This is a genomic window from Streptococcus symci, from assembly GCF_006385165.1.
Lineage (GTDB): Bacteria > Bacillota > Bacilli > Lactobacillales > Streptococcaceae > Streptococcus > Streptococcus symci.
In genome coordinates this window covers 251,957-264,157 of sequence record NZ_VFJA01000002.1, presented here as the reverse complement: position 1 = coordinate 264,157, position 12,201 = coordinate 251,957, and the positions used below count along the sequence as shown (strand labels likewise).

7 protein-coding genes and 1 pseudogene are annotated in these 12,201 nt (G+C 40.1%); all 8 read left to right on the top strand.

Features of this window, described 5'->3' with window-relative positions; all coding sequences use genetic code 11:
• Positions 1 to 2: 2 nt before the first annotated feature.
• The gene (locus FJN11_RS05910; RefSeq protein ID WP_140224297.1) at positions 3 to 551 is read left to right on the top strand and encodes a GNAT family N-acetyltransferase; all 549 of its coding nucleotides are present in this window, start codon (positions 3 to 5) and stop codon (positions 549 to 551) included.
• Positions 552 to 717: 166 nt separating this feature from the next.
• A complete protein-coding gene (gene ccdA2 / locus FJN11_RS05905; RefSeq protein WP_140224296.1) occupies positions 718 to 1,428 on the top strand; it encodes a thiol-disulfide oxidoreductase-associated membrane protein CcdA2 in 711 nt (236 codons plus the stop codon).
• Between the two features lie 13 nt (positions 1,429 to 1,441).
• The gene (locus FJN11_RS05900) at positions 1,442 to 2,005 is read left to right on the top strand and encodes a redoxin family protein (RefSeq protein WP_140224295.1); all 564 of its coding nucleotides are present in this window, start codon (positions 1,442 to 1,444) and stop codon (positions 2,003 to 2,005) included.
• A gap of 9 nt (positions 2,006 to 2,014) precedes the next feature.
• Positions 2,015 to 3,127 carry a peptide-methionine (R)-S-oxide reductase MsrB gene (gene msrB / locus FJN11_RS05895; RefSeq protein ID WP_049539830.1) on the top strand — a complete coding sequence of 371 codons (1,113 nt, stop codon included), beginning with the start codon at positions 2,015 to 2,017 and terminating at the stop codon, positions 3,125 to 3,127.
• Between the two features lie 70 nt (positions 3,128 to 3,197).
• Complete coding sequence (locus tag FJN11_RS05890; RefSeq protein ID WP_004261873.1) at positions 3,198 to 3,935, top strand: response regulator transcription factor; 738 nt, start codon at positions 3,198 to 3,200, stop codon at positions 3,933 to 3,935.
• A pseudogene (locus tag FJN11_RS05885) lies at positions 3,932 to 5,622 on the top strand (cache domain-containing sensor histidine kinase). The gene FJN11_RS05890 and the pseudogene FJN11_RS05885 overlap by 4 nt, the downstream one beginning before the upstream one ends.
• Before the next feature lie 114 nt (positions 5,623 to 5,736).
• Entirely contained in the window at positions 5,737 to 6,300 is a 564-nt protein-coding gene (locus FJN11_RS05880; RefSeq protein ID WP_181146400.1) for a TIGR01440 family protein, read from the top strand.
• A 2-nt stretch (positions 6,301 to 6,302) separates the two neighbouring features.
• Positions 6,303 to 12,200 carry a ZmpA/ZmpB/ZmpC family metallo-endopeptidase gene (locus FJN11_RS05875; RefSeq protein ID WP_140224293.1) on the top strand — a complete coding sequence of 1,966 codons (5,898 nt, stop codon included), beginning with the start codon at positions 6,303 to 6,305 and terminating at the stop codon, positions 12,198 to 12,200.
• Position 12,201: the final 1 nt, after the last annotated feature.

Here is a 12,201-nt window from a genome sequence, read left to right as displayed (position 1 = left end):
TCATGAAATCTATCGGTACGCAAACATTACAGACAGATCGTTTAATTTTGAGAAGATTTATGGAGAGTGATGCAGAAGCCATGTTTCAGAATTGGGCTTCCTCTGCTGAGAATCTAACCTACGTCACTTGGGATCCCCATTCTGATGTCGAGGTGACTCGAAATTCGATTCATAACTGGGTTGCCTCCTATGCCAATCCCAACTATTACAAATGGGCCATTTGTCTCAAAGAAAAGCCAGAACAGGTGATAGGAGATATCAGCATCGTTGCAATGGATGAGAACGATTCTTCTTGTGAAATTGGCTATGTGCTAGGCAAGGCTTACTGGGGACGTGGGATTATGACAGAGGCCTTAAAAACTGTCTTGGACTTTTGTTTTACTCAAGCAGGCTTTCAAAAGGTCAGAGCACGATATGCTAGTCTCAATCCAGTTTCAGGTCGTGTCATGGAGAAGGCTGGAATGTCCTATCTAAAGACTATTACCAATGGTGTAGAGAGAAAAGGCTATCTTGCGGATCTCATTTATTATCAGATAAGTAGGGAAGACTAGTAAATTTTCTTTTCTGTTTCCATCAAAGTCAGACTGTGTCTGGCTTTTTTTGCAACATTTTTTACATAACCTGATTAAATTCCTATTTTTCCCTATCATTGTCCCTGTTTTTTCTGGAGTTTTGGGGCTATAATAGTCCTATCAAATCAAAGAATGGAGGAAGGCGATGGATAATATAATCTTTTTTATTAGTGTGTTTCTTGCTGGAATTCTTTCCTTCTTTTCTCCTTGTATCTTACCCTTGTTACCGGTCTATGCAGGGGTCTTGTTGGATGACAAAGATGGTGCTCAGGATTCTAGTGGCAAATGTTCAATCTCACTTGTTAGTCTATTGCGAACTTTGGTCTTTATAGCAGGGATATCCTTTATTTTTATCTTACTAGGCTATGGAGCTGGGTTTTTAGGCAATTTGCTGTATGCTTCTTGGTTTCAGTATGTGACGGGTGCGGTCATCATTCTCTTGGGCTTGCACCAGATGGAAGTCTTACATTTTCAGGGACTCTACAAGGAAAGAAGGATACAATTAAAGAGACAGGGGCAAAAGGGTAAGGGCTATAGTCAGGCATTTTTACTGGGGTTGACCTTTAGTTTTGCTTGGACGCCTTGTGTGGGGCCGGTTCTTGGCTCTGTTTTGGCTTTAGCGGCTTCAGGTGGCTCAGGTGCTTGGCAGGGAGCTGGTCTCATGTTAATCTATACGCTGGGTCTAGCGCTACCATTTTTGGTTCTAGCTCTAGCTTCCAGCTATGTTTTGAAACATTTCCGAAAACTTCATCCCTACCTCGGAACCCTCAAAAAAGTGGGTGGCTTCCTCATTATTGTGATGGGAATCTTGGTGCTTTTGGGAAATGCTTCTATTTTAACAAGATTATTTGTATAGAGAGGAAGAAGAAATGAAAAAATGGCAAACATGTCTCCTTGGAGTCGGCTCAATCTGTTGCTTGGCAGCCTGTTCTGCTAAAAATATGTCAGACGAAGCTACTATGAAGGAGCAAACAAAAACAGAACAAGTCAGTTCGCAAACTGCGACTAAAGGTCAGGCGGTTGCAGATTTTGAACTGATGGGAGTAGATGGCAAGACCTACCGCTTGTCTGATTACAAGGGCAAGAAAGTCTATCTCAAATTCTGGGCTTCTTGGTGTTCCATCTGTCTAGCCAGTCTTCCAGATACGGATGAAATTGCTAAAAATGCTGGTGATGATTATGTGGTCTTGACAGTGGTGTCTCCTGGACACAAGGGGGAACAAGCAGAAGCTGACTTCAAGAACTGGTACAAGGGCTTGGATTATAAAAATATTCCAGTTCTAATTGATCCATCAGGCAAACTTTTGGAAAGTTATGGTGTCCGTTCTTACCCAACTCAAGCCTTTATAGACAAGGAAGGCAAACTGGTCAAAACGCAACCAGGTTTTATGGATAAGGATATGATTTTAAAAGAATTGAAAGAAATGGGGTAGAGAAAGGTCATGAACGATAAAGTAAAATTGTTTGTCTTGGCAGGGATTTTTTTCCTAGCCATAACCGGTTTCTATTTTCTATTGATGCGAAATGCAGGGCAGACAGATAGCTCGCAAATTGAGAAAGCATCAGTTAGCCAAGGAGGAAAAACAGTGAAAAAAACAGAAGTGAGTAAAGATGCAGATTTGCATGAAATTTATCTAGCTGGAGGCTGTTTCTGGGGAGTGGAGGAATACTTCTCACGCGTTCCCGGAGTGACAGATGCCGTTTCAGGCTATGCAAACGGTAGAGGGGAAACAACCAAGTACGAATTGATTAACCAAACTGGACATGCGGAAACCGTCCATGTTACCTATGATGCCAAGCAAATTTCCCTCAAGGAAATCTTGCTCCATTATTTCCGCATTATCAATCCAACCAGCAAAAATAAACAAGGAAATGATGTGGGAACCCAGTATCGTACCGGTGTTTATTACACAGATGACAAGGATTTGGAGGTAATCAACCAAGTCTTTGATGAGGTGGCTAAGAAATACGACCAACCTCTGGCAGTTGAAAAGGAAAACTTGAAGAATTTTGTGGTGGCTGAGGATTACCATCAAGATTATCTCAAGAAAAATCCAAATGGCTACTGCCATATCAATGTCAATCAGGCGGCCTATCCCGTCATCGATGCCAGCAAATATCCTAAACCAAGCGATGAAGAATTGAAAAAGACCTTGTCGCCTGAGGAGTATGCAGTTACCCAGAAAAATCAAACAGAACGGGCTTTTTCAAACCGCTACTGGGACAAATTTGAATCCGGTATCTATGTGGATGTGGCAACTGGCGAACCCCTCTTTTCATCAAAGGACAAGTTTGAGTCTGGTTGTGGCTGGCCTAGTTTTACCCAACCAATCAGTCCAGATGTTGCTACCTACAAGGAAGATAAGTCTTACAATATGACGCGAATGGAAGTGCGAAGCCGAGTTGGAGATTCTCACCTTGGCCATGTCTTTACAGATGGGCCTCAGGACAAGGGTGGCTTGCGTTACTGTATTAATAGTCTCTCTATCCGCTTTATTCCCAAAGATCAAATGGAAGAAAAAGGCTACGCTTATTTACTAGATTATGTCGATTAAGAGGGATTTCCTAAGCAGTTAGAGGAGAATTTTGCTATACTGATACTAGTAAGTGACAAAGGAGAGAAGCATGACCTACACAATCTTAATCGTAGAAGATGAATATCTGGTAAGACAAGGTTTGACCAAGCTGGTCAATGTAGCAGCCTACGATATGGAAATCATCGGTCAGGCTGAAAATGGAAGGCAGGCTTGGGAATTGATTCAAAAGCAGGTGCCAGATATCATTTTAACTGATATCAACATGCCTCAGCTAAATGGCATCCAGTTGGCCAGTCTGGTCCGAGAAACCTATCCTCAGGTTCATTTGGTCTTTTTAACAGGCTACGATGATTTTGATTATGCCTTGTCTGCTGTCAAACTAGGTGTGGATGACTACCTGCTCAAGCCCTTTTCTCGTCAGGATATTGAGGAAATGTTGGGGAAAATCAAGCAAAAGTTGGATAAGGAAGAAAAGGAAGAGCAATTACAAGATTTATTGACCGATAAGTTTGAGGGAAATATGGCCCAGAAAATCCAGTCCCATCTGGCTGATAGCCAATTTAGTTTAAAGTCTTTGGCCAGTGACTTGGGCTTTAGTCCGACTTATCTGAGTTCTTTGATTAAGAAAGAGTTGGGCCTACCTTTTCAGGATTATTTGGTGCGAGAACGTGTCAAACAGGCCAAGCTCTTGCTTTTAACTACGGATCTGAAAATTTACGAGATTGCAGAGAAGGTTGGTTTTGAAGATATGAACTACTTTACCCAACGTTTTAAACAGATTGCAGGTGTGACACCTCGTCAGTTTAAGAAGGGGGAAGGTCGATGAAGCGTTCTTCACTCCTAGTTAGAATGGTTATTTCTATCTTTCTGGTCTTTCTCATTCTCCTAGCTCTGGTCGGGACTTTCTACTATCAATCTAGTTCATCAGCCATTGAGGCTACTATTGAGGGCAATAGCCAAACGACTATCAGTCAGACTAGCCACTTTATCCAGTCTTATATCAAAAAATTAGAAACCACCTCTACCAGTTTGACCCAGCAGACGGATGTTCTAGCTTATGCTGAGAACCCCAATCAAGACAAGGTCAAGGGAATTCGAGATCTATTTTTGACTATCTTGAAGGCAGACCAGGACTTGAAAACGGTGGTACTGGTCACTAAATCCGGTCAGGTCATTTCTACAGATGACAGTGTGCAGATGAAAACTTCTTCTGATATGATGGCTGAGGATTGGTACCAAAAGGTATTCATCAGGGGGCTAAACCAGTTTTGACACCAGCTCGTAAATCGGATAGTCAGTGGGTCATTTCTGTCACTCAAGAACTTGTTGATGTAAAGGGGGTCAATCTCGGCGTACTTCGTTTGGATATTTCTTATGAAACTCTGGAAGCCTATCTAAATCAACTTCAGTTGGGTCAGCAGGGCTTTGCCTTTATCATCAATGAAAACCATGAATTTGTTTACCATCCTAAACACACAGTCTATAGCTCAGCTAGTGAAATGGAGGCCATGAAACCCTATATTGAGACAGGGCAGGACTACACTCTGGACCACAAATCCTACGTCAGTCAGGAACAGATTGCAGGAACTGATTGGACGGTTATAGGAGTGTCTTCACTGGAAAAATTAGACCAGGTTCGGAGTCAACTCATGTGGACCTTGCTTGGAGCCAGTGTCACATCTCTTCTTGCCTGTCTCTGCTTGGTGTGGCTTAGTCTTAAACGCTGGATTGCTCCTCTGAATGACTTGAGAGAAACCATGCTGGAGATTGCTTCTGGTAATCAGAATCTTCGTGCCAAGGAAACTGGTGCCCATGAACTGAGAGAAGTGACTCGTCAGTTTAATGCCATGTTGGATCAGATTGATCAGCTGATGGCAGATGTGCGCAAACAGGAAGAAACGACCCGTCAGTATGAACTTCAAGCCTTGTCGAGTCAGATTAACCCCCATTTCCTCTACAATACTTTGGACACCATCATCTGGATGGCTGAATTTCAGGATAGTCAGCGAGTGGTTCAGGTGACCAAGTCCTTGGCGACTTATTTCCGCCTAGCGCTCAATCAGGGTAAAGATTTGATTTGCCTGTCTGACGAAATTAACCATGTCCGCCAGTATCTCTTTATCCAGAAACAACGCTATGGCGATAAGCTGGAATACGAAATTAATGAAAATCCTGCCTTTGATAATCTAGTCTTGCCCAAGCTGGTGTTGCAACCTCTAGTAGAAAATGCTCTTTACCATGGCATCAAGGAGAAAGAAGGTCAGGGTCATATTAGAGTCTCTGTCCAGAAACAGGATTCAGGATTGATCATTCGTATTGAGGATGATGGAGTTGGCTTCCAAAATCCTAGCGATAGTAGTCAGAGTCAGCTCAAACGTGGAGGAGTAGGTCTTCAAAATGTTGACCAACGCCTCAAACTTCATTTTGGAGAAAACTATCAGATGAAGATCGATTCTGTCCCTTTAAAAGGTACGACAGTAGAAATATACATAAATAGAATAGAAATTAGCTAACTCCCAGTTCATTCTGGGAGTTTTATGCGTAATTGGGCAAGCTTTCTAGGTTGTCTATCTTGCTAAAAAGTAGAAAAAACGATATGATAGATAATGACAAAAGAGGTATCAAGTATGAAGGAAAAAGACATTCAAAGAGAAACAAGCCAGATTGTAAAAGATGTATTAGAAAAGGCCAATTTGAAGCAAGGATCTATCTTTGTTTTAGGCCTTTCTTCTAGTGAAGTGATAGGTGGTCAGATTGGTAAGGAATCCAGCCAAGAAATTGGGGAAATCATTGTGAAGACCATCCTAGATATCCTAGAGGAAAAAGGAATTCATCTAGCTGTTCAAGGTTGTGAACATGTCAATCGGGCCCTCGTTGTTGAACGTCAGGTTGCAGAGCAGTTTGCTCTGGAAATAGTTAGTGTCCTTCCTACCCTTCATGCAGGAGGTTCAGGTCAGTTGGCAGCCTTCAAGTTTATGCAAGATCCAGTTGAGGTTGAATTTATCAAGGCTCATGCTGGATTGGATATCGGAGACACTGCAATTGGCATGCATGTCAAGCATGTTCAGGTTCCGATTCGCCCTCTTTTGAGAGAAATTGGGCATGCCCATGTAACGGCTCTTGCTAGTCGTCCAAAATTAATTGGAGGTGCGCGTGCGCACTATCCGCAAGATTCTATTAGAAAGTCATAAGAATGAGAAAAACAAAACAACAACTTGAAAAAATTACTAAATATTCCATTCGCAAGTTAACTGTTGGGGTTGGTCCTGTAGTCATCGGGGCCTTCCTTTTTGGTGCAAGTGCCCTTTCAGTAGATAAGGTACAAGCCAATGAAGTTGGTGGAGCTCATAGCGTTCATTACCGTTATTTGGCGGAGCAGGAATTGACCGAGTCTGAAAAAGCCTTAATTCACCATGAAGTCCCTTCGGAGTTTCAAGAGGATGATATTATCTATGCAGTGTATCGAAAGAAAGCTAGTACCTACCAAGAACTTCCTTATACAGGGAGTAAAGAATTAGCCTTGGCTGGTATAGGGTTGGCTACGGCTTCTTTGGCTGTTTTATTAATCTCTAAAAAACATCGTGGTAAGGTGCTTGGTGTCTTATTAATTAGTTCGATTGGTGCAAGCAACTTTGTTCCTTTCACCACATTTGCGTTTGAAAATAAAGAATTGCTTTCTTATAACCAAACTATTTCGGCTTCTACACATGAAGGTTTGGCTGAAGGGATTATCCACATTGATGGCTATGAATACATTGGATACTTCAAGGAAGCAGAACTCCATCCATCAAGGCCAGCTTCAGCTGAGAAGCCTCAGTTGCCAGTAGAAAAGCAAAGTGCAAATGAAATTGATAAGACAGAAGTAGTTCAAGAAAAACCAGTTTCTGAGAAACCTCAGTCAAGACTGGAAGAGAGCTTGGTAGATATTCCTTTTGAAACAGTCACAAGCCCAGATACCAATCTAGCAGAAGGACAGACTCGTATCGTCACAGCTGGAGTAAATGGTCAGCGTCGCATTGTAACCAAAGTATCGATGGTTAATGGTCAAGAAGTTAGAGAAGTCATCGAAGACCAAGTGGTTCAAAATCCTGTTTCGCAAGTCATTGCAGTCGGAACTAAGAAAGAAGAGCAACCTGCCCCAACTCCAGTACCACAAGCTGAACCAACGCATCAGGTAGCTAAAGGAACGCAAGAGGCAGGCAAAGAAGGTCAAGCCTTAACGCAACCAACCTTACCAGAGGCTCCAGTTGAAGCAAAAGGAACCCAAGAGGCAGGCAAAGAAGGTCAAGCTCTAACACAACCAGAACTACCAGAGGCTCCAGTTGAAGCAAAAGGAACCCAAGAGGCAGGCAAAGAAGGTCAAGCTCTAACACAACCAGAACTACCAGAGGCTCCAGTTGAAGCAAAAGGAACCCAAGAGGCAGGCAAGGAAGGTCAAGCTTTAACACAACCAACCTTACCAGAAGCTCCAATCGAAGTAAAAGGTACACAAGAGGAAGGTAAAACTGGCCAAGCCCTTGTACAAGAACAGTTACCTGAGTACAAAGTAACTGAGGGAACCCTTGTTGAAACATCGACTACAGACCTAGACTACAAAACTGAAACGATAGAGGACCCAACCAAGTATACGGACGAAGAAACTGTCCTACGAAATGGTGAAAAAGGTAGCCAAGTTACTAAAACAACTTATAAAACAGTAGAAGGTGTTAAAACGGACCAAGTTCTTTCAACTAGCACAGAAGTTACCAAGGAACCTGTAAATCAACAGGTAAGTCGTGGGACAAAACCAATTGAAGGAACTCTGGTGGAAGAAAGTCTTGAAAAGATTCCATTTAAGGAAGTTCTTAAAGAAGATGACCAACTGAAAAAGGGTGAAAGAGTTACTGTCCAAGAAGGAAAAGATGGGCAGAAAAAAGTTACCAAGACTTACAAAACTCTCAAAGGTTTAAAAACTGAAGAAGCACCTAAAATTGTGGAACAGGTTCTGGAGTTAGACCAAGATCGTATCGTCAAATTAGGAACTAAAAACTTTGAAAAACCAATCTTAAGTTTGTCACTTGTTGATGTTAATGATTTGAAACGATCATCTCAAATTCGTTATAATTTGGAAAATCCAAGTAAGACAGCCATTAAATCTATTACCTTAACTCTGAAAAAGGGTGATGAAATTGTTAAAACTTTGAATGTTTCACCAGACGACTTGACAACGACCCTGACAGATTTGCAGTACTACAAGGATTATAAACTTGAAACGAAGATGGTTTATAATTTAGGTGAAGGTGATCAAGAAGAAGTTCTTAAAGAAGAACCTCTAAGAATTGACCTTAAAAAAGTTGAAATTAAAAACATCAAAGAAACAAGCTTGATGAGTGTGGATGCTGACGGTAATGAAACAGATACTAGTTTGCTGACAGAAAAACCAACTGATCTTGCTCCGCTTTATTTACGAGTGACCACTCATGACAATAAAATAACAAGACTAGCTGTTGACAAGATTGAAGAAGTAGAAAAAGACGGAAAAACTTTATACAAAGTCACTGCCAAAGCACCTGATTTGATTCAACGGAATTCTGACAACACACTTAGCGAAGAGTATGTCCATTACTTTGAAAAACAAAAAGCACACGATGGTGATGTATATTATAGCTTTAACGACCTAGTAACGGCTATGAAAGCTAATCCAAGTGGTACCTTTAAACTTGGTGCAGATTTGAATGCAGCAAATGTACCAACTCCGAATAAACAATATGTACCTGGTAAATTTAGCGGAACTTTAACAAGTGTTGACGGTAAACAATATACCATTCATAATATGGCTCGTCAGTTATTCGATAACGTTGAAGGCGGTACAGTTAAAAACATTAACTTAGGTAATGTTAATATCAATATGCCTTGGATTGAAAATATTTCCGCACTATCAAGAGTAATTAAAAATGCCACAGTTGAAAATGTTAAGGTAACTGGTAGTATCCTTGGTAAAGATGGTATTGCTGGTATCGTAAATAAAGGAGATACTGGTGGACTTCTTAAAAATGTTGCTTTCATCGGTAAACTAACAGGTGTCGGTAATAAAGGTTGGGATCTTGGTGGTATCGCCGGAGAACTTTGGCGTGGTAATATTAAACATGCATACGTAGATGCTGATATTGTTGCAGATAGAGCACGTGTTGGTGGACTTGTCGCTAGAACCGATAACGGTTCTGATCCTAATGGTATTGATAAATACGCTTCTGTTCGTAACGCTGTTACTAAAGGAACTATTGATGTGAAGAACCCTGTTGAGGTAGGTGGTTTCATTAGTAAAAACTGGACATGGGGGCGTGTTGCTGACACAGTTTCAATGATGAAAGTCAAAAACGGTGAAGAATTCTACGGTTCTAGAGATTTAGAAGCAGAAGGTGGATATTACACAAAAAACTGGATTGAAAGAAACTACGTTGTTAAAGATGTGAGTGAAGGTTCTCACTCATTTAACGGTTCTCGTAGTAATCGAATCCAAGAAATCAGCCTAGAAGATGCAAATAAAAAAATAGAATCATTCGGAATTACAGCTGATAAGTTTGAAATTAAACCTCTTGTTGAAGATGCACTTAATAACGTAAAACCAAAAACAGATACTTATAAAGATACTCAAGATTATGATGTATCTCGTGAGCTTGCTTACCGTAATATTGAAAAGCTTCAACCGTTCTACAACAAAGAATGGATTGTAAATCAAGGTAATAAGATTCCTGCAGATTCTAAATTACTAAATACGGAAGTTTTATCTGTTACAGGTATGAAAGATGGACAATTTGTGACCGACTTATCAGATGCTGATCACATTATGATTCATTACGCTGATAAGACGAAAGAAATTAAGGCTATTACACAAAAAGAATCTAAGGTTCAACAAGTTCGTGAATATAGTATTGAAGGATTAGGTGATATTGTCTATACACCAAATATGGTTGTTAAAGATAGGACACAATTGATCAGCGATATCAAAGCTAAATTAGCTTCTGTTGAACTTGATTCAGATGAAGTTCGTAAGATTAATAACAATCCTAAGATGTTATACATGGAAGAAAGCTTCAAAGAAGTAAAAGATAATCTTGATGCTTTAGTTAAAGCTTTAGTTGAAAATGAAGACCATCAATTAAATACGGACGAAGCAGCTAAACGTGCATTGATTAAAAAAGTTGAAGATAACAAAGCTAAAATCATGTTAGCTCTGGCTTATTTAAACCAATACTATGGAATTAAATTTGACGGATTAAATATCAAAAATATGATGACCTTCAAACCGGATTTCTACGGTAAGAACGTTAACGTACTTGATAGATTAATCAGCTTCGCTTCAAATGGTAACAACCTAAAAGGTGATCAATCACATGATGCATTTAACAGAGCTCTTGCAAGTGCTACTGGTAAAGCTAACTTACACGAATTCCTGAAGTACAACATGGAATTATTCACTAGTGAAACAGATATGAATACTTGGTTCAAGAATAACATTGCAGATAACGCTTATGTTGTTGAGAAACAATCATCAAATCCAGATTTCGCTAATAAGAAACATAAATTATATGAAGTAATTAATAATGGGCATCACGGACGTTATATTTTACCACTTCTGAATTTGAAGAAAGCGCATATGATCTTAATTACGACCTATAATACCATTGCCTTTAGTTCATTTGAGAAATATGGTAAGAACACAGCAGAAGAACGTGAAGCGTTCAAGAAGCAGGTTGATTTACGTGCGCAAGAACAAATCAATTATTTAGACTTCTGGTCAAGACTTGCTGCTGATAATGTACGAAATAATCTTCTTAAGAGTGAAAATATGGTACCATCTGCAATTTGGGATAACCATGATGTACCAGGTTTGGGATGGGTTGACCGTATGGGACATACGAAGAAAGGCGATTTTGCTCCAATTCGTGAATTCTATGGTCCGACTGATAAGTGGCACGGATACAATGGAATGGGTGCATACGCTTATATCTTCCAAAATCCACAACCACAAGAGGCCGTATATTACATCATCTCTAGCATGATTAGTGATTTTGGTACATCTGCATTCACTCACGAAACAACTCACATCAATGACCGTATGGCCTACTTAGGAACATGGCGTCACCGTGAAGGAACAGACGTTGAAGCCTTTGCTCAAGGTATGTTGCAATCACCATCAGTTTCAAATCCAAATGGTGAATATGGTGCCTTAGGATTAAACATGGCTTACGAACGTCAAAATGATGGAAATCAAATTTACAACTATAATCCAAATGTGTTAAATAGTCGTGAGAAAATCGATCACTACATGAAGAATTACAATGAATCCATGATGATGCTTGATTACTTAGAAGCTGAGTCTGTCATCAAGAAAAATACTGGGACAAACGATAAGTGGTTCAAGAAGATCGATAAGAAATATCGCGAAAAAGCGGATCGCAATGGCTTAGTTGGTGAACCACACCAATGGGATTTAGTTCGTGATTTGAATGATGACGAAAAGAATACGAAGCTGACAAGTATTGATCAACTGGTTGATGGAAACTTTGCAACGAAACATGGATTACCAGGAAATGGTCATTACCGTACTGAAGGATTTGATTCTGCTTATACTGTAGTAAATATGATGACAGGTATTTATGGTGGTAATACAAGTAAGAGTGCGGTTGGTTCAATCTCATTCAAACATAATACCTTCCGTATGTGGGGGTACTTCGGTTATCTAGATGGATTCTTAGGTTATGCATCAAACAAATACAAACAAGAATCTAAAGCAGCAGGTAATGTAGGTCTTGGTGATGACTTTATTATTAATAAAGTTTCTAACGGCAAATTCCAAAGCTTAGAAGCATGGAAGAAAGCATGGTATCATGAAGTACACGAAAAAGCCCAAAGAGGTTTTGTTGAAATTGAAATCGATGGTCAAAAGATTTCAACTTACGCACAACTTCAGACTTTATTTGATGCAGCGGTCGAAAAAGACCTTCAAGGTAATGATTTCAAGAATACTGTAGATCTTAAATGGAAGGTTTACAAACAACTCTTGCAGAAATCAGATGGATTTGCTGGTGATTTATTCACTAAAGCATAAT